At 60.8% G+C, this 19,015-nt stretch carries 15 protein-coding genes; 4 read left to right on the top strand and 11 right to left on the bottom strand.

The window, feature by feature from the left end:
• Positions 1-4: 4 nt before the first annotated feature.
• Positions 5-817, bottom strand: coding sequence for a chromate resistance protein ChrB domain-containing protein (locus GA0061103_RS07785; RefSeq protein ID WP_092709236.1), 813 nt, complete (start codon positions 815-817; stop codon positions 5-7).
• 393 nt (positions 818-1,210) lie between these two features.
• On the opposite strand from GA0061103_RS07785, the gene GA0061103_RS07780 reads away from it, so the two are divergent.
• On the top strand, positions 1,211-1,564 hold the full coding sequence (locus tag GA0061103_RS07780) for a hypothetical protein (protein WP_092709233.1): 354 nt from the start codon (positions 1,211-1,213) through the stop codon (positions 1,562-1,564).
• Positions 1,565-1,582: 18 nt separating this feature from the next.
• Here the strand turns inward: GA0061103_RS07780 and GA0061103_RS07775 are convergent, their stop codons facing one another.
• Both GA0061103_RS07775 and GA0061103_RS07770 read right to left on the bottom strand, forming a co-directional pair.
• Positions 1,583-3,502: a DEAD/DEAH box helicase gene (locus GA0061103_RS07775; protein ID WP_092711157.1), complete on the bottom strand. Its 1,920-nt coding sequence runs from the start codon at positions 3,500-3,502 to the stop codon at positions 1,583-1,585.
• 355 nt (positions 3,503-3,857) lie between these two features.
• Positions 3,858-5,810, bottom strand: a complete 1,953-nt coding sequence (locus GA0061103_RS07770; RefSeq protein ID WP_092709231.1) for an acetoacetate--CoA ligase — start codon at positions 5,808-5,810, stop codon at positions 3,858-3,860.
• A gap of 166 nt (positions 5,811-5,976) precedes the next feature.
• Here GA0061103_RS07770 and GA0061103_RS07765 point away from each other — a divergent pair, with 166 nt between their 5' ends.
• On the top strand, positions 5,977-7,872 hold the full coding sequence (locus GA0061103_RS07765) for an AsmA family protein (RefSeq protein ID WP_092711155.1): 1,896 nt from the start codon (positions 5,977-5,979) through the stop codon (positions 7,870-7,872).
• 33 nt (positions 7,873-7,905) lie between these two features.
• Here the strand turns inward: GA0061103_RS07765 and GA0061103_RS07760 are convergent, their stop codons facing one another.
• From GA0061103_RS07760 to GA0061103_RS07745, 4 genes are all read right to left on the bottom strand, one after another.
• The gene (locus GA0061103_RS07760) at positions 7,906-8,721 is read right to left on the bottom strand and encodes an ABC transporter permease subunit (RefSeq protein WP_092709228.1); all 816 of its coding nucleotides are present in this window, start codon (positions 8,719-8,721) and stop codon (positions 7,906-7,908) included.
• Between the two features lie 3 nt (positions 8,722-8,724).
• Entirely contained in the window at positions 8,725-9,636 is a 912-nt protein-coding gene (locus GA0061103_RS07755) for an ABC transporter permease subunit (RefSeq protein WP_092709226.1), read from the bottom strand.
• A gap of 2 nt (positions 9,637-9,638) precedes the next feature.
• Positions 9,639-10,781, bottom strand: coding sequence for an ABC transporter ATP-binding protein (locus GA0061103_RS07750; RefSeq protein WP_092711153.1), 1,143 nt, complete (start codon positions 10,779-10,781; stop codon positions 9,639-9,641).
• Between the two features lie 186 nt (positions 10,782-10,967).
• On the bottom strand, positions 10,968-12,056 hold the full coding sequence (locus tag GA0061103_RS07745; RefSeq protein ID WP_245304728.1) for a polyamine ABC transporter substrate-binding protein: 1,089 nt from the start codon (positions 12,054-12,056) through the stop codon (positions 10,968-10,970).
• A gap of 326 nt (positions 12,057-12,382) precedes the next feature.
• On the opposite strand from GA0061103_RS07745, the gene GA0061103_RS07740 reads away from it, so the two are divergent.
• Entirely contained in the window at positions 12,383-13,381 is a 999-nt protein-coding gene (locus tag GA0061103_RS07740) for an aldo/keto reductase (RefSeq protein WP_092709220.1), read from the top strand.
• 37 nt (positions 13,382-13,418) lie between these two features.
• On the opposite strand, the gene GA0061103_RS07735 is transcribed toward GA0061103_RS07740, so the two are convergent.
• Complete coding sequence (locus tag GA0061103_RS07735) at positions 13,419-14,291, bottom strand: LysR family transcriptional regulator (RefSeq protein WP_092709217.1); 873 nt, start codon at positions 14,289-14,291, stop codon at positions 13,419-13,421.
• An 88-nt stretch (positions 14,292-14,379) separates the two neighbouring features.
• On the opposite strand from GA0061103_RS07735, the gene GA0061103_RS07730 reads away from it, so the two are divergent.
• The gene (locus GA0061103_RS07730; RefSeq protein ID WP_092709214.1) at positions 14,380-14,637 is read left to right on the top strand and encodes a hypothetical protein; all 258 of its coding nucleotides are present in this window, start codon (positions 14,380-14,382) and stop codon (positions 14,635-14,637) included.
• Here GA0061103_RS07730 and GA0061103_RS07725 read toward each other — a convergent pair.
• From GA0061103_RS07725 to GA0061103_RS07720, 3 genes are all read right to left on the bottom strand, one after another.
• On the bottom strand, positions 14,613-17,150 hold the full coding sequence (locus GA0061103_RS07725) for a methyl-accepting chemotaxis protein (RefSeq protein ID WP_092709211.1): 2,538 nt from the start codon (positions 17,148-17,150) through the stop codon (positions 14,613-14,615). The two genes, GA0061103_RS07730 and GA0061103_RS07725, sit on opposite strands and share 25 nt — an antisense overlap.
• Before the next feature lie 323 nt (positions 17,151-17,473).
• Positions 17,474-17,617 (bottom strand): hypothetical protein, encoded by a 144-nt coding sequence (locus GA0061103_RS34985; RefSeq protein WP_167376544.1) that lies wholly within the window; start codon positions 17,615-17,617, stop codon positions 17,474-17,476.
• 154 nt (positions 17,618-17,771) lie between these two features.
• Complete coding sequence (locus tag GA0061103_RS07720) at positions 17,772-18,953, bottom strand: BaiN/RdsA family NAD(P)/FAD-dependent oxidoreductase (RefSeq protein WP_092709209.1); 1,182 nt, start codon at positions 18,951-18,953, stop codon at positions 17,772-17,774.
• Between the last annotated feature and the right edge of the window lie 62 nt (positions 18,954-19,015).

Below are 19,015 nucleotides of genomic sequence, written 5' to 3'. Positions count from 1 at the left end.
CCTTTCATACCTTCCGCGGGTTTGGCCAGTTATGCGTCTCTTCCGTCGCATCACGACACCAGCGATAGAAGGCATCATAGAGCGTCATGCCGGCTTCCAGTTGCTCCAGGTCGTCGTTGAACATCCGCGAAAGCCCGAGCGACGCCGCGAGCAGCCCGGCGACTTCAGGTGCCAGGTCGGGCCGGGCGGTATCGGCGCCCCGAACGATGGTTGCAAGATGAAGGAGAGGTTCGGTGCGGAGACCGAATTCCTCAATCATGACATCGAAGGTGCACAGCTCGCCGCGATGGCTCCAGAAGACGTCTTCGATATCGAATGGTGTTGCCTTGAAGCGATCGGCAACAGCCGCAACTTCGGTTGCCGGAACGAACAGGAAGATCGCTGACGGATCGATGAAGCGCCGGATCAGCCATGGACAAGCGATGCGATCGATCTTTGGCCGTGCCCTTGTTACCCATACGGTCCGCCCCTTGGCATCGCGGGGAGGCAGCTTTTCATCGGCGACCAGCATGTACTTCGCGCTTCGCCATGCTTCGAAACCGCCTTCGAGAACCTCCGCCTCCTTTCCAACGACGCGCAGATGGGCAGCAACTCCGTGACCGAGTTTCTGTCCCTTCTGGCAGAGAATGATGGCTGGCCCAGTCAGTTCGTTCGCCCAGTCGGTTACCGTTCGATAATCACGGCGGATCGAACCGGGGATAAGGCGAGGATCCGCAGCGAAATCCTCGTCAGTGCGGGCATCGATAATCGTCGGCAAGCTGGGCGTGCCGATAATACGATTCAGTTTGTCGGGTGTGATTTCCAGAAATGACGGCACGGCGCGTCCTCCGTTGGCTCGGGTTCAAGGACGCGATTCTTCAGCCGTAGCCTCGTGGGGTGATCGCAACCCCATGGGCAATCTTCTCCTCGACGTTATCCAAATGTCAAGCCGAATAACCGCCTGCCGCACCAGGCAGACATTTTCGCGACTTCTGCAGTCTACTCACAGATTACCCGCGACATGCCGTCGTGGCGAAGCATCTGTAACAGGAACCGAAACGCCGCGCTGACCTAAGCGCGACCATCTATCTCAGCCCGCCCGTGACCATGCTCTGGCCTTGGCTCTGTTTTCTAACCCCGGAGAGATCTTTATACCGGCCCAAAGTGGACGCAATCGCATGACATTGGCTTGCGTTCAATTGATGAGACATTCACGCAGGAGATGCACCAAATGAACGAGAGCTGCCCAGTTCCGACACCGGCCGAGCGACAATATGCCGATATCCAGGATCGGGCCGAACGGGTCATGCTGGCGACGATCTACAAGGCGATCGAGGATGCAAGCCGGCAGGCTGCGGACGAGCTGAGCGCCAGCGGATCGCAGGAGATGCCTCCGCCCCGCGACTATTTTGCCGCGGTCGCGCACCAGAAGCTTTTTCTGCTGCTATGTGGCGCCGACCCCGAGACCTTCATGGGCGGCAATCCGGAGATCGCCGCCCATATCATTGAAAACAGCCGAAAAATATCCGAGCACTATTGGATCAACAGAGGTGTGGAACCGAAGCCCGACGATCCTTTGAACTGATCACGAGAGCGTTCGAGCTCACTCCCCGCGCGTCTTCGCAGCCTTGCGGGCAGCCCTGGAATTCGGATTGCCACCCTTTGGCGGGCCGTCGTTCTTGGCGAAGCCCGGCTTGCCAGGCTTTTTTGACCAGGGCTTCTTGTCGGAGCGTTCGGAAACGCTGCCTTCGCCTGCATGCCCGCGTTCCGGCTTGCGATCGGACTTCCATTTCGGCTTCGGGCCATCATTGCCGCGAGCGCCCTTGTCGGCGAAGGGCTTCTTCTTTGCGAAGCCGCCTTCGCGCTTGGCCTGGAAATCCGGCATGCCGGCCAGCGGCTTGACGCGGATGCCACGCTCCAGGGTCTTGTCCGGGCCGATGGCGGCGAGGAAGCGCTCGAAACTCTCCTGCGAGAGCTCGACGAAGGTCTCTTCCGGCTGCATCTTGATGGCGCCGATGTCGCGCTTGGTCAGATTGCCGTTACGGCAAAGCATGGGGATCAGCCAGCGCGGTTCGGCATTCTGCTTGCGCCCGACAGACAACGATACCCAGAGACCATCGGTAAAGTCGTTGCGGCCCGCAGACGAGCCCTCGTCGCGAGGCGTGACCGGGAAATCGTCCCGGCGCGGCTTCCTGCGTTCGCCTTCGGCCGGCACGTCCTGCAGCTCCTCGGGCGCGGAGTGGCCGGTCCGGTACTGCCGCAGGAACGCGGCAGCAACCTGCTCGGCGCCGTGGCGCTCCAGCAGCTGCTGCACGATCGACTGCTCGTCTTCGGCAAGCGCCCCAGTAAAGACCGGATCGGCGAGAAGACGTTCGTCGTCACGCTGGCTCACCTCTTCAGCCGAAGGTGGCTTTGCCCAGGTGGCGCGGATGCGGGCGGCTTCCAGCAGGCGCTCGGTGCGACGGCGGGCGCTGAGCGGCACGATCAGGGCGCTGACGCCCTTGTTGCCGGCGCGACCGGTGCGGCCGCTGCGATGTAAAAGCGTGTCGGGATTGGTCGGCAGATCGGCGTGAACGACCAGTTCCAGACCCGGCAGGTCGATGCCGCGGGCGGCGACATCGGTCGCGATGCAGACGCGGGCGCGGCCGTCGCGCATGGCCTGCAGGGCGTGGGTGCGCTCGTTCTGGCTGAGTTCGCCCGAGAGAGCGACGACCGAAAAGCCGCGATTGTTGAAGCGGGCCGTCAGATGATTGACGGCGGCGCGCGTCGAGCAGAAAACGATAGCGTTGCGCGCTTCGTAATAGCGCAGCACGTTGATGATGGCGTTTTCCCTATCGCTCGGGACCACGGTCAGTGCGCGGTATTCGATATCGACATGCTGTTTCGCCTCGGACGCTGTCGCTATACGGACGGCATCGCGCTGGTAATTCTCAGCGAGCTTGGCGATCGAGCGCGGCACGGTAGCGGAAAACATCAGGGTGCGACGCTCGGACGGCGCGGATTCCAGAATGAATTCCAGATCCTCGCGGAAACCGAGATCGAGCATTTCGTCGGCTTCGTCGAGCACGACGGCCTTGAGTTCGGAAATATCGAGCGAATTGCGGCGGATGTGATCGCAAAGACGGCCGGGCGTGCCGACGACGATATGGGCACCGCGCTCCAGTGCGCGCCGTTCCGTGCGCATGTCCATGCCGCCGACGCAGGAGGCAATGGTCGCGCCCGTCAGCGCATAAAGCCATTCCAGCTCGCGCTGGACCTGCAACGCCAGTTCGCGCGTCGGGGCGATCGCGAGAGCCAGCGGCGCTCCGGCCGGGCCGAAACGCTCAGCGCCATCGAGCAGGCCGGGCGCCAGCGCCAGGCCGAACGCAACCGTCTTGCCCGAGCCGGTCTGGGCCGAGACAAGCGCATCCTTGCCGGCGAGGTCCGGATCGAGCATGGCCTTTTGCACCGGCGTCAGCGTTTCGTAACCGCGCTTCGCCAAAGCCTGGGCAATCGCAGGAGCGATGCCTTCGAATTCAGTCATCATCTGTCTTTCGGAATTCTTCGCGCGCCAGTCGGCGGCGATCATCGTGGTTCGCACGTCGCGAACCTCTTCTTCAAGGGTGCACATACTTGCTCAATGCGTCAATGTACAGAGCAGACACGGATTCGTGGCGGGGAAACGAAAAAAAGGCAGCTAACCGCGCTGCCTTTGAAGTTTATGCTGTCGAAAGCAAGCTCGAGTCGGGGAACTTCATGTCTCGGGAACCATGGCCGGCTCCAAATCCGCTCCAGCTCATGCGAACGGTCTCAAGTTGGCCTTTACTTTTGACCAAGCTTTCTTAACGCGAGGTTACCAAACGATGGTCATCGTTTGCCCCTCAGTTTTAAGGCTCACCTTAACTTTTGAGTTCTTCCAGCCCGGCGAAGAGATCCAGTGCCTCCGGATTGGCGAGCGCCTCCTTGTTCTTGACCGGGCGGCCATGCACCACCTCGCGCACCGCAAGCTCGACGATCTTGCCAGATTTCGTGCGCGGGATATCGGCAACGGCGATGATCTTCGCCGGCACATGGCGCGGCGAGGCGCCGGTGCGGATGCGGGTCTTCATTGCCTTGACCAGATCTTCGGTCAGGGAGACGCCGGCGGCAAGGCGGACGAAAAGCACGACGCGGACGTCATCGTCCCAATCCTGACCGATGCAGAGCGCCTCCAGAACCTCGGGGATCTGCTCGACCTGATTGTAGATCTCGGCCGTGCCGATGCGCACGCCGCCGGGATTAAGGGTCGCATCCGAGCGGCCATGAATGATAAGGCCGCCATGCTCCGTCCACTCGGCGAAATCGCCGTGGCACCAGATATTGTCGAAGCGCTCGAAATAGGCGGCGCGATATTTGGCGCGGTCCGGATCATTCCAGAACATGACCGGCATGGAGGGAAAGGCCTTGGTGCAGACGAGCTCGCCCTTCTCGCCGCGCACCGGCTTGCCTTCGTCGTTCCAGACATCGACGGCAAGGCCCAGGCCCGGCCCCTGGATCTCGCCGCGCCAGACCGCTTGCAGCGGATTGCCGAGCACGAAACAGGAGACGATATCCGTGCCGCCGGAAATGGACGCGAGCTGGATATCGCCCTTGATGCCCTCATAGACGAAGGTGAAGCCTTCCGGCGACAGCGGCGAGCCGGTGGAGGTCATCAGCCGCAGGCTCGAGAGATCATGCGAGGCCTTCGGCGTCAGGCCGCTCTTATGCGCGGCGTCGATATATTTGGCCGAGGTGCCGAACAGTGCGAATTTTTCTTCCTGCGCATAGTCGAACAAAATATTGCCATCGGGAGCGAAGGGCGAACCATCGTAAAGGCAAAGCGTCGCGCCGGCGGCAAGGCCAGTCACCAGCCAATTCCACATCATCCAGCCGCAGGTGGTGAAATAGAAGACCTTTTCGCCAGGTGTGACGCCGCAATGCAGGCGATGCTCCTTGAGGAGCTGCAGCAAGGCGCCGCCGGTGGAATGCACGATGCATTTCGGGACGCCTGTGGTGCCTGAAGAAAACAGGATGAACAGCGGGTGGGAGAAGGACACGGGCGTAAATTCGACCGGCTTCGCCTCAAAGGGCGCGACGAGATCACCAAGGGTCCTCGCGCCCGGGGTCGCGGCCACGACGGCTTCGGCATTACCGGCATAGGGCACGATGACCGTGGGCGCTTTCAGGCGCTGTGCGATAGCGCTGACCTTTGCGGTGACGTCCTGCAGCTTGCCGCCATACCAATAGCCGCTGCAGGCGATGAAGAGCTTCGGCTCGATCTGGCCGAAACGATCCATAACGCCCTGCTCGCCGAAATCCGGAGAACAGGAAGACCAGATCGCGCCGATCGACGCGGCCGCCAGCATGCTGGCGATGGTTTCGGGCATGTTCGGCATCATCGCCGCGATGCGGTCTCCCTTGCCGATGCCCTCGGCACGATAGGCCTGCTGCAGGCGGGATACCATGGCGGCCAGCCGATCCCATGACCAGCGATCGCGAACCTTGTCCTCGCCCCAGAACACAAGCGCGTCGCCCTCGCCGCTCTGCGAGAGCAGGTTTTCTGCGAAATTCAGCTCGGCATCGGGAAAGAAGCGGGCATCCAGCATGACATCGCCATGGATCAGCACCCGTTCACCGCGCTTGCCCTTCACACCGCAGAAATCCCAGACCGCCGACCAGAAGTTTTCACGGTCGTCGATGGACCAGGCGTGGAGGCCGGCAAAGTCGGACAGCGGGAGGCCGAAGCGGCGGTTGCATTCCTGCATGAAGGCAAACATCGGGCTCTGGCGGCGAAATGTTTCCGATGGCGTCCAGAGCGGCTGCTGATCCTGCATATTTCTCTCCCCGCTTTTTGCACTATATAGCAATGCTGCAGCGCATTAATAAAATCACGGTGTTGTGGGTAATGCCAGTGCGTGACGTTTGCATCCGACAAACATTTCCTATATCCGGCAAACTCAGGCAGATTATCCCTATCAGTTCAAGAGTCTCCACGGGATCATGAGAGCTTCGAAAAACAACAAGTGGCGGTTGACGATGCGTTCGGCCTCGCGCTGGCTGCCTGCCGTTGCTCGCACGACCGGCATCATTCTTCTCACGATCCTCATCGTGTTCGCTGTCTTCAGAGCGACCGCGCCTTTCCTGATTTCAAGCGGTCTGGTGCGCTCCGGCATCGAGAAGGCACTGTCGGACTGGACGGGGTATCGGGCCCAGATCGAAGGCGACCCGACGCTGGAATTCTGGCCGACGCCACGCGTGACGCTCAATCAGGTCACCATCCGCGAACCGTCGAGAAACGGCAAGGTCCTCGGCCATGTCGACAGCCTCTCCGCGGATTTTTCCCTGTGGTCGGCAATCCGCGGGCACGCGCATTTTCACGAATTCCATTTCCTGCGCCCGATCCTCTACATCCGCCGCGACGAGAACGGCCTGATCGACTGGACGAACGAAGGCCGCCTTTCCAAGGCGATCGAACAGGCGGAGGCTTCCTCCGGCCAGGGCATGCGGATGAGCAAGGAACAGGATGCCGCCATCGGCATGCTGACCATCGAGGACGGAAGCGTCGAAATGACCGACGAGCGCAGCGGCAGCATCTACAAGCTGAACGCCGTCAATGCCGACATCGCCTGGCCGCGGCTTTCCCAATCGCTGAGTGCCGTCATTCTTGCCCGCTTCAACGGCCAGGACATCAAGCTGAATTTCGACTCGGCCGAGCCCCTGCTCTTCTTCGCCGGCAAGAATGTGAACACCACGACCAGCTTCGTTTCGCCGATGATCAGCTGGACCTATACCGGCATTACCAGCATATCGGATTTTTCGGCACTTTCGGGTAATCTGGATCTGAGCGTGCCGAACGTGCCCTCCTTCATCTCCTGGAGCGGGCAGCGCCTGCCGGCAGCCGACGCCCTCAAGAATATCTCGCTCAGCGCCAATATCGCAGCAATCGACAACGGCCTCCGCTTCAACAATCTGAGTTTCAAGGTCAACGATTCCGCTGCCTCCGGCATCATGGACCTGAACTATACGAAAACGGGCAAACCGAAGATTTCCGGTACGCTTGCCTTCGACCAGATGAACCTCAATCCGTTCCTGGCTGCCTTCTCCATGCGCCTTGCGGCCGAGACCGCCATCGACGCGCTGCTGAACGGCAATCCGCTGCAGCGGCTCGACCTCGACATGCGGCTGTCGTCGAACAAGGCGGCACTCGGTCCCTTCCAGTTCGAGAATATCGGCGCCAGCCTGCTGGTGGCAGGGGGCAAGGCGAAATTCGACATAGGCGACAGCAGCTTCGAAAGCGGTTCGCTGACCGCGCATCTGGAGGTCGCACCGGGCGATTTCGACGGCGGCGGCAAATTGCAGATATCGATCCGCAACGCCGATTTCGGCGGCCTCTTCACGCGCCTGAAGCTGATTGGCCCACTGCCGATGCCCTCGTCGGCGTCGCTGGATCTCTCGCTCAGCACGTCGAAGCCGATCTGGGTTGCCACGCTCAGCGACGTTGCCGGTACGCTGCACTTCACCTCGTCGGCAGGATCGTTTCGCCAATTCGATATCTCGACTTTCCGGACACTCGCCACCGAGAAGGCTTTCTTCCGGATGAGCGATATCGCCGATTCCTCTTTCGACTTCGACAGCATCAACGTGGATGCAAGTTTTGCGAAAGGCTCCGCTGAGGTACAGAACGCGGCCATTGCGGGCCGCAATGAAACGATCAGCTTCAACGGCGTCGTTCCGTTCCGCACCAACGGGCTGGCACTCTCCGGTGCGATCGAGGCGACCTCGCCCTCCGACGCCGACGAACTGCCGATGCTGCCCTTCTTCATTGGTGGCAGCTGGCCCAATCCGGTGATTTCGCCGGTCGCGACGCTTCTGCAAAAGCCGATACAGCAGCCATAGTTCTTCCGGGAGCCACCCTTCGCCTGCAGCGCCTCAAGCCGCTGCCGCGGCTTGCTCGTCTCTCTGCCGCTGCACTTCGCGACGCTTCGTCACGATGGAAGCGCAGATGACGCCCACGGCGACGACGCCGATCAGGATAGTGCAGATGGCGTTGATTTCCGGCGTCACGCCAAGCTTCACCTGACTGTAGATCAGCATCGGCAGCGTTTTCGCGCCTGCACCCGAAGCAAAGGTCGCAATCACCAGATCGTCGAGCGACAAGGTGAGTGCCAGCACCCAGCCGGAGAAGACGGCCGGCGCGATGATCGGCAGCGTCACCTCGAAGAAGGTGCGCACCGGCGGGGCGCCGAGATCCAGTGCCGCTTCCTCGATCGAGCGATCGAAGGTCAGCAGGCGGGACTGCACGACGACGGCGACAAAGCACATAGTGAGCGTCGTATGGGCCATGACGATCGTCCAGAAGCCGCGATCGACACCGGACGTCACGAAAAGCAGCAGCAGCGACAGGCCGGTGATGACGTCGGGCATGACGAGCGGCGCATAGATCATGCCCGAAAACAGGATGCGGCCGCGGAAGCGCGTGTAGCGAACCAGCGTAATCGCCGCGAAGGTGCCGAGCACGGTGGCAATCGTCGCCGAGAGCAGCGCGATGCGCACCGTCAGCCAGGCGGCGCTCAGCATGGTGTCGTTACTGAAGAGGTGCACGTACCACTGCGTCGAGAAGCCGCCCCAGACGGTGACGAGGCGCGAGCTGTTGAAGGAATAGATGACCAGCAGCAGGATCGGCAGGTAGAGGAAGGCCAGACCGAGTGTCACCGAGACGATGTTGAAGCGGGACCAGCGGATCATTTGTTATCTCCCCTTCTCGTCGGCCTTGGCCTGGAAATGCTGGAAGAAGACGATGGGCACCACCAGCACAAGCAGGAGGATGGTCGCCACCGCCGAGGCCAGCGGCCAGTCGGTGTTGCTGTAGAATTCCGTCCAGAGCACCTTGCCGATCATCAGCGTCTGCGAGCCGCCGAGCAGGTCGGGGATGACGAACTCGCCGACGGCCGGGATGAAGACGAGCATGCAGCCGGCAACGATGCCGGGAATGGAGAGCGGAAAGGTGACGCGCCAGAATGCGCCGATCGGCGTGCAGCCAAGATCCTGCGCCGCCTCGATCAGCGTGCCGTCCATCTTCTCCAGCGCGGAATAGAGCGGCAGGACCATGAAGGGCAGGTAAGAATAGACCATGCCGATATAGACGGCGGTATTGGTATTCAGGATGACGAGCGGCTCGTGGATGATGCCGAGCGCCATCAGAAGCTGGTTCAAGAGGCCTGTGGTGCTGAGGATCGACATCCAGGAATAGACGCGGATCAGGAAGCTCGTCCAGAAAGGCAGGATGACCAGCATCAGCAATGTCGGCCGGATCGTGCGCGGCGCCTGCGCCATCCCGTAGGCGATGGGATAGGCGATGATCAGGGTCAGCAGCGTCGAAATGCCGGCGATCTGCAGGCTTTCGATATAGGCGTTCATGTAGAGCGGATCGCCGGTCAACCACACATAATTGTCGAACGACATGGTCTGCAGCTTGTCCCACCAGTCGCCGAAGCTGTCGCTCCAGGCGAAGGACGGGTCATAGGGCGGCACCGACAAGGCTTTCGTCGATAGCGAAATGCGGAAGACGATGAGGAAAGGCGCCAGAAAGAAAATCACCAGCCAGGCATAGGGGACGATGATGACGAGGCGCTGATAAATTGAGGAACCGAGCGCTCTCATGGTCAATCCTTCAGCAAGACGCCGGCATTTTCGTCGAAGGAAACCCAGACGTCCTGATCGTAGGCGAAGGGTTCTTCCACGGCGCGGACAGCGTTCAGCGACGAGGCCTTGACCACCTGGCCGCTCTTCAGCTTGACATGGAAGACGGTCATGTCACCGAGATAGGCGATATCCCATATCTCGCCTTCGGCGGCATTGACCGAGGCATTGGCCGGGGCGCGCGGCGTCACGCGCAGCTTCTCCGGACGGATGGCGAGGCTGGCGCGGCTTCCCGACGACGGCGTGTCACCGGAAGCGGTGCGCACCGTGAAGCCGGCATCGACCGATATCTCGACGATGCCCGATTGCGCCGCAGTGACGTTGCCGTCGAGAATGTTCACGTCGCCGATGAAGTCGGCGACGAAGCGGCAATTGGGCGCCTCGTAGATCTCCGCCGGCGTTGCCACCTGCACCACCTTGCCGTGGCTCATGACCGCGATGCGGTCGGCCATGGTCATCGCCTCCTCCTGGTCGTGTGTAACGACGACGAAGGTGAGCCCCAGGCTCTGCTGGAGATCCATGAGCTCGAACTGGGTCTCTTCACGCAGCTTCTTGTCGAGCGCACCGAGCGGCTCGTCGAGCAGCAGCACCTTCGGACGCTTCGCAAGCGAGCGGGCCAAGGCGACACGCTGGCGCTGGCCGCCGGAAAGCTGATTGGGCTTGCGCTTGGCGAATTGCTCCAGCTTGACGAGCTTCAGCATCTGCGCGACGCGATCGTCGATCTCGGCCTTGGGCATGCCGTCCTGGCGCAGGCCGAAGGCAATGTTCTTCTCCACCGACATATGCGGAAACAGCGCGTAGGACTGGAACATCATGTTGACGGGGCGGCGATAGGGTGGCGTGCCGGCGAGATCCTGGCCATCCAGCACGATCTCGCCTGTCGTCGGCTGTTCGAAGCCTGCGAGCATGCGCAGAAGCGTGGACTTGCCGCAGCCCGATGCACCAAGAAGGGCGAAGAATTCACGATTGTAGATATTCAGGGAGAGGTCGTCGACGGCGGTAAAATCACCGAACTTCTTCGTCACATTCTTGAAGGAAATGTAAGGCTTGGCCGAAGGGTCGGTCCAAGGAGCAAAGGAACGCCGGATATTACCGAGTGACTTCATCATTTATCCCCAAATGGATGCCCGGGCGGGCTTTCCTAAAGCATTTCCGCATTCCGGACGGAAAACCGCTGCGCAGTTTTTCTGGAAATGCGCGGGCGCCGGCTCTTCCCCATCCCGGCGCGCTCGTGATTCTTAAATGATCCTCATAAGGAAAGGCCCGGACGTTGCCGTCCGGGCCGCTTCGATTTATTGGCCTGTGGTGACCTTTGTCCACAAGCGCGTTGCCACGCGCTGCGTTTTCGCGTCCCAAGGGGTCAGCGTGTACAGCTTCTCGCGGACCGCATCCGTGGGATAGACGGCCGGATCATCGAGCACGTCCTTGCTTACGAACTGCTGCGACGCCTTGTTGCCGTTGGCATAGGCGGTGAAGTTGCTAGCCTTGGCGATGACTTCCGGTTTCATGATGTAGTTGAGGAAGATATGAGCTTCTTCGACATGCGGCGCATCGGCGGGGATCGCCATGACGTCGAACCACATCTGCGCGCCCTTCGTCGGGATCGAATAGCTGATGTTGACACCGTTCTTGGCTTCGGCTGCACGATTACGAGCCTGCAGCACGTCGCCGGAATAGCCGAAGGCGATGCAGATATCGCCGTTAGCCAGCGCGTTGATGTATTCGGAGGAGTGGAACTTGCGCACGAAGGGACGGATCGCGGTCAGGAGATCCTCGGCCTTCTTGAAGTCTTCCTGCTTGGTCGAATTCGGATCGAGACCCAGATAGCGCAGAGCGGCCGGAATGACGTCGGTCGGAGAATCCAGCACATAGATGCCGCAATCCTTGAACTTGGCAGCCAGCGCGGGATCGAAGATCACGTTGATATCGGGCGCGTCGTCAGTGCCGAGGATCTGCTTCACCTTGTCGACATTATAGCCGACGCCGCTGGTGCCCCACATATAATCGATAGCGTACTGGTTGCCGGGATCGTAGGTCGCAATGCGCTGCTGCACCGTATCCCACATATTGGAGAGGTTCGGCAGCTTGGATTTGTCCAGTTTCTGGAAGACGCCTGCCTTGATCTGGCGTTGCAGGAAATAGGCCGTCGGGACGACAATGTCATAGCCGGTCTTGCCCGCGAGCAGCTTGGTTTCCAGCGTCTCGTTCTGATCGAACGTGTCATAGACGACCTTGATGCCGGTTTCCTTGGTGAAATCCGCCAGGATCGAATTATCGATATAATCCGACCAGTTATAGATATTGACGACCTTGTCTTCCGCGTGAGCGACCGTGGCCAGCGAAACGACCGCAAAAGCCGTTGCTGCAAGCCGTGCGAACATGGACTTCATAGTCTCTCCTGTTTTGTTCGAGGGCATCGAGGCGATACCCAACCCTCTGTTTTTCCCGTTAGACTAGAAAGGAAATCGGAAGGCGACAAGGGAAAAAGCAAGCCGGCATAAGCTTTAGCCGTTTTCCCCGAAAACGATCGATTGCCCCGCAAAGAGGCAATACCGTTCGCACGCGATTGTGAACTCGATCCCCGCTTCGCGGATGAATGCCGAAACCGGCTTTGCTAAGATCGGGGCGTTCTCCTTCGCGAACACTCTCAAATCCGTTTCGCCATCCCGCCCAGCGGCAAACTCAAACCCATCATCGGGGACCTATCATGCAGTATCAAAAATTCGGCAATACCGGTCTCAGCGTCTCGCGCCTATGTCTGGGCACGATGACCTTCGGCCTGCAGATCGAGCAGGAAGACATCGCCCATGCCATTCTCGACAAGGCCGCCGATGCCGGCGTCAACTTCATCGACACGGCCGATGTGTACCCGCTCGGTGGCGGCGAGCAGCTTGCCGGCCGCACCGAAGAGATCGTCGGTCGCTGGCTGAGGGGCAAGCGCGACCGCTTCATCGTTGCGACGAAGGCTGTTGGAAAGGTCGGCCCGTCTCCCTGGGATCAAGGTGCGTCGCGCAGGCATCTTCTCGACGCCGTCGACGCTTCGCTGCGGCGCCTCGGCACGGATTATGTCGACCTTTATCAGCTGCATTCGGATGATCGAGAAACGCCGATCGACGAAACGCTGGAAGCGCTCGATGTCATCGTGCGCTCGGGCAAGGCCCGCTATGTCGGCGTGTCCAACTTCCTCGCCTACCGGCTGGCATTGGCGCTCGGCCGTGCCGATTTCCTGCGCACCGCCCGCTTCGTTTCGGTGCAGCCGCGCTACAATCTGCTGTTTCGCCAGATCGAACGGGAGCTGCTGCCGCTCGCCGAAGAGCAGCGCATCGCCGTCATCCCCTACAACCCGATCGCCGGCGGTCTTCTCACCGGCAAGCACAAGCATGACGTTGCGCCGACCGAAGGCCGCTTCAGCTCGCAGCTGCGCAATGCCGGCACCAACTATCTGCAGCGCTATTGGCACGAACGCGAATTTGCCACGATCGAGGAGCTGCGCGGCATCGCCGAAGAGGCCGGGCAATCGCTCATCAAGCTTGCCGTCGCCTGGGTCGCCGCCAATCCGGTCATCACCTCGGCCATCATAGGCGCCAGCCGCCCCGATCAATTGACGGACACGCTGGCCGCCATCGACCTCAAGCTCGATCCGGAGCTGAAGGCGAAGCTTGACGAGGCCACGGTCGAATATCGCTGGGGCGACGCGGCTCGCTGAAGAGGCACGAACCGGCGGTCGATTGCCGCCGGTTCTCTCACAGATAGGTCGGACGCTTGCCGGCAAAGAGTTCGGCATGGCTTTTCAGCAATTTGGCCATGCGGTCGACCACGGTGCGGATTTCCCGGCGGTGGCGGTCAGTATTGTTCATGACGATCCATTGCCGGTGTCGCAGCTCCAGGATTTCCTCGCCGACCCGCTCCAGCCGCGGCTCCTGGTCGCCGACGAAGCAGGGCAGAACGGCAATGCCGGAGCCGGCAAGCACCAGATCGTGCAGCGAACGCGGGCGACTGACCGTAAAAACGATTTCCTCGCGCTTATTCTGGTGCGGCCAGCGCAGATAGGCCGAGATCGCCTCCTCCTCCGTGACCGCGATCCAGCGCTGCGGGCCGGAAAAGCGCATGTTGCGGGCCTGATAGGCGGCATAGGCGACATCGCCGGTCTTGATGGCGGCGAGATTGGTCTCCTCCGGCTCGAAGGCGCGGATGCCGATATCACTCTCGCGATGGGCAAGGCTCGCACGACGTTCGCCGAGATGAAGGTCGATGCGGAACCCGTCACGCTCAGAGCAGATGGTCGGCATATTCTGGCTGAGCAGCCAGCCGACCCACGTGCCGGCAGCGATACGAACGATCGATGCACCCTGGGCATCGCGCTGCCAGCTATCGACCTTGCGGGCGGCAGCTTCCATCTCCAGCAGTTGGTCGAACAGGGCCTGGCCGTCGCCGGTCAGCGTATAGCCCGCCTGGCTGCGCTCGAACAGCGGGCGTCCGATCTGTCCCTCCAGCTCCAGCATGCGCCGGCCGATCGTCGCCGGGCTCAAGCCGCTGGAAGCAACGGCGCCGGTCAAGCCGCCACCGCGGGCGACATCTAAAAAAAGCTGATAGGAATCCCAAGTCGTGTTTTTCATGACTGAAAAACATAAGGTGAAAACGGGTGTTTATAAAGAAAATTCCTATGTGTAGTTGGAGGGATGCCTCACAAAAAGGAGACATCTCATGATGGAGAGCATGGCTCTGGCGAAAGCCATAGAAATACGGAACCTGGCGCGCGAAGAACAATGGCGCCGTAGCGAGGATCTGTTTTACCTCGACAATGCGCGGGATCCCCTGCCCTTCTTCCTCTGGTTCGGGCGGACATTCGCCGCGATGCGCAGCCGCTACCAGGCAATGAGAAAGGCGGACTGGCCGGAAATGGGCCGATCCGCCTGCGATAGCAACAACAGCTGCGGTCAGGCCGCCTGTTCGCGCATGTAATTCGCGCTGTAGCCGGCCTCGATCTTGAACTGCAGGATAAGATGCAGCAGGGCATCCGCCTCGGTTGAGAGTTCGCGGCTGGCTGCCGTGGTTTCCTCTACCATGCCGGCATTCTGCTGTGTCATCTGGTCCATGTGATTGACCGAGGAGTTGACCTCCTGCAGCGCGCTGGCCTGATCGTGGCTGGCGCGGGCGATCATTTCCACATGTTGGCTGATCGTCACGATCTGGCTGCTGATCTGTGCGAGCACCGAACCGGCCTCCTGCACGAACTGCGAACCGGAATTGACCTCCTCGGTCGACTTGTTGATGAGCCCCTTGATCTCCTTGGCGGCAGCGGCCGAACGCTGTGCAAGCTCGCGCACCTCCATGGCGACGACGGCAAAGCCTTTGCCAGCGTCGCCGGCGCGAGCGGCTTCGATACCGGCATTGAGCGCCAGAAGGTTGGTCTGGAAAGCGATCTCGTCGATGACGCCGATGATCTGCTCGATCTTGCGGGATGCATCTTCGATGCGCGTCATCGCGTCGATGGCGTTGCCGACAACGACGGAACTGTCGTCGGCGCTACGCTTGGCTTCGCGCACGATCGCATCCGCATCCTTGGCGCGTTCGGCGGACGAACGAACGGTGACCGTGATCTCGTCGACGGCCGCGGCAGTCTGTTCGAGAGAGGCAGCCTGCTGCTCGGTGCGCTTCGACAGATCCTCGGCGGAAGCCGCCATCTGAGCGCCGTTGCTCTGGATCATCTCGACATTGCTGCGGACCTGGCTCAACGTTTGCTGCAGGCGCGACAACGAACTGTTGAAATCCTGACGGAGCTGCTCGAGGCGGCCGATGAAAGGCGTCTCGATCGTCGCCGAAATATCGCCCTGGGCAAGGCGCTCGAGACCGGCGGCAAGCTCGCTGACGGCATAGTCGATCTGACGGTCGAGCTCGCGCTTTTCGGTATCGTTGCGCTGACGTTCGTGCTCTGCGGCGGCACGCTCCTCGTCGCTCTGCTCCTCGATGCGGATCTTCGAAATGGCGTTTTCCTTGAAGATGCCAAGCGCGCGGGCCATGTCGCCGATTTCGTCGCGGCGCTGCTCGCCGGAGATCGAGGTCTCCAGCATGCCATCGGCAATGCGGCGCATGGCGGCGGTGATCTGGCCGATCGGACGCTGGAGGGTCAGGACAAGCGCGATGCCGCCGGCAACGGAGAGGATGATGCCGAGCGCGGTTGCCAGGATGGATATGGAATTTGCCTGGTTGCGCTCGCTGCCGGCACTCTGCTTCTGCGTCTCGGCGAAGGCGGTCAGCTGGCCCCAAACCTGATCGAGCTGCTGGCGGGCGCTGGCATATTCGCCGATCCGCTGGTTGATGGTATCGACCAGCTTACCGCCGGCCTCATCCATGGATTTGATTGCCGGACGAATGGCCGTGTCGATGTCGCCGGCAAAATCCATGCTCTTGGCGCTCTGGTTCAGCGTATCGATATCGCCGCCGAGCTTGGAGACTTCCTGGCGCAGGCGGACGAGATTGTCCTTGTTCGTATTGGCGTTGAAGTCGGCGAGCACGAGCTGCAGCGAATAGATCGAGTCTTCAAGGCGGCGCGTGTCCTGCAGGACCGAATTGGTCTGCGCGACGCGGGCATCGAGGGACACGAAGGTCGTGGTCGCCTGGCGCATCATCTGCGTCGCCGTCAGCTGCGTATAGGTCGAGGTCTGGCGGAAGCGCGACAGCAGCCGGCTGATATTGGTAATCGTATCGTCGGTCGGGACATCCGTACTTTCGGTGAAGGCAGCAAGATCCTTGATGGTACCCACGAGCGACTGGACGACGCTCTTCTGGTTCTGCGGCAGTGCCAGATCGATGGAGCGCTGTGCCTTGTTCAGGTCCGGCAGCCGGTCCTTCAGGAGCTTGACCTTGTCGGCCGGTGTCGCGCCCTTGTTGAAGTCTTCGGCAACGGAGGCCAGCATATCGCCGCCCTTCAGCAGGCGGTCGGCGGAACGGAGCGTGGAGGTCGCGTCCGCCTGGTCCTGGCGCATCCGGTCTTCCAGCTGCTGGCTGTTGAAATTGACGTTGAAGCGCGCACTGATCAAGGCGCGCTGAGCGTCGTCGATGGTCTTGCGCAGCGAGAGTTCCTGTTCGTGCAGCGACCACAGCCTGCCGACGAGATTGGACATGTCGGCGGTCTTTGCTATCGCGTCAGTCAGATTGTCGCGACCGTCCGCATCCGCGCCGAGCTGACCGAGAGTCGCATTCAGCACGCCCTGCTGCGACTTGATGTCCTCATAGAGCTTGTCGCGCTGCTGTGTATTCGTGATGCGCAGGAAGTCATCCATGGAACCATAAAGGTTCTTGAACCCGGTCAAGGACTGCAGGACGCTGTTGGAAATCTCCATGCGGCCCTGAAGCAGGCCCGACGCATAAAGCCCGGTGAGGCCCACGGCGGAAATGCTAATGACGAACGGCAGGACGAATATCAGAACTTTCGTCTTGATGTTGAAACGCGACAATATCTTGTCAATGAACATTTTGGCCCAGACCTCTCACACACCGCTCCCCCGTCGACGCCGCCTCGGCGCTGACCGGATGTATAATCATCATTCTTGAAATATCAGCAGGCGGGGTTCCCGAGTATAAGTCAGGAAGCAATCATTGCTTCGGCTCCAGCTTGTAGTAGAGCGCCCCAAGAAATCGACAGGGATTGTCGGCGTGATTAATTAATTTTCAGATAAGGATGTAGTGTGACCCGCGGCATACAATCAAACGCTGAAAAGCGGAGTGCGGGGTCTATCTCTGTGCGCGAGCCAAGGCCGCCGCTCGACGACGGCCAAGAGCAATGCGACGGCTGACGTCAGAAGCCGCGCACGGTAAGGTAGGCGATGCAAGCGGCTGTAACGCCGGTCGCCAACATCAACAGTCTTGCCGCCAGGAGTTTGGCGTTGTCACGGGTCTGAGCGATTGCAATGGCGCGAGCGCGACGCTGTGTTCTGTTCATGAGTATATTCCCATTTTCGCACTGACACGATAACCGGCAAATGGTGTGTTCGGCAACTGCCAATGTATTCACTAATAATGTAGGAAAGGAAAACGCGAGAAACAGAGGCGTGTTCCATTTTCTCAAGGCGACGGCAAGGCCTTGAAACGGCAGTTCAAGCGGCTTCGCCCGCCACATGTCCGGAGGCCCACGCCCACTGGAAATTATAGCCGCCGAGCCAGCCGGTCACGTCGACGCATTCGCCGATGAAGAACAGGCCGGGAATGCTCTTTGCCTGCATCGTCTTCGAATCGAGGCAAGCCGTGTCGATACCACCGAGCGTCACCTCGGCGGTACGATAGCCTTCCGAGCCCGATGGCTTGACGGACCAGGCCTGGATGGTGGCCGCGAGCTGCTGCAGGCGCTTGTCGGATAGATCGGCCATGTTGCCGGAGATGCCTTCGCTCTCGACGACATGCTGCGCCAGCCGCTTCGGCAGGATTTCCGCAAGCGCCGTCTGCGCCGATTGCCGGCCATTGACCTGCTTGGCTTTCTTCAGAAGTGCGAAAATGTCGATATCGGGCTCGATCACGACGGTGATGTCCTCGCCTTCCCGCCAATAGGAGGAAATCTGCAGAATGGCGGGGCCGCTGAGGCCGCGATGGGTGAAGAGCAGGGCCTCGCGGAATGCCGTCTTGCCGTGGCGGATCTCGGCGGGGGCAGCGATGCCCGAGAGCGGCGACAGGCGCTGGAGCAACTGAGGATCGAGCGTGAGGGGTACGAGGCCTGGCCGCGTTTCGACGACAGGCAAGCCGAATTGCTCGGCGATGCGATAGGCAAAGCCTGTCGCCCCCATCTTGGGGATCGACTTGCCACCCGTGGCGACGACCAGCGAAGATGCTTCGAAGGCGCCTTCAGATGTACTGACGCGGTAGCCGCCCGCCCTCTGCTCAATGCCGCTGATCTCCGTTCGCAGTCGCAGTTGCGCACCGGCCGCGCGCATCTCGTCGGTCAGCATGCGGATGATATCCTTGGCGCTATCATCGCAGAAGAGCTGGCCAAGCGTCTTCTCATGCCAGGCGATGCCATGGCGCCCGACCATGGCGATGAAATCCTGAGGGGTAAAGCGGGCGAGCGCCGATTTGGCGAAATGCGGATTGGTGGAGAGGAAGTTCTTCGGGCCGGCGTGGATATTGGTGAAATTGCAGCGGCCGCCGCCCGAAATACGGATCTTCTCGCCGGGTGCCGCGGCATGATCGAGCACGAGAACGGACCGTCCGCGCTGGCCGGCGCGGATGGCGCACATCATGCCGGCAGCGCCTGCGCCAAGAACGATCACATCATATCTGCCGGTCACGCTTCAGCCCTTTATTCTTCGCCGCGCTCTCTCGTCATTTTTCCATCATACGGCGAAAGTCC

Origin of the sequence: Martinezella multihospitum (assembly GCF_900094585.1) — a bacterium.
GTDB classification, from domain to species: Bacteria; Pseudomonadota; Alphaproteobacteria; order Rhizobiales; family Rhizobiaceae; genus Rhizobium; species Rhizobium multihospitium.
This window is presented reverse-complemented; position numbering and strand designations above follow the sequence as displayed.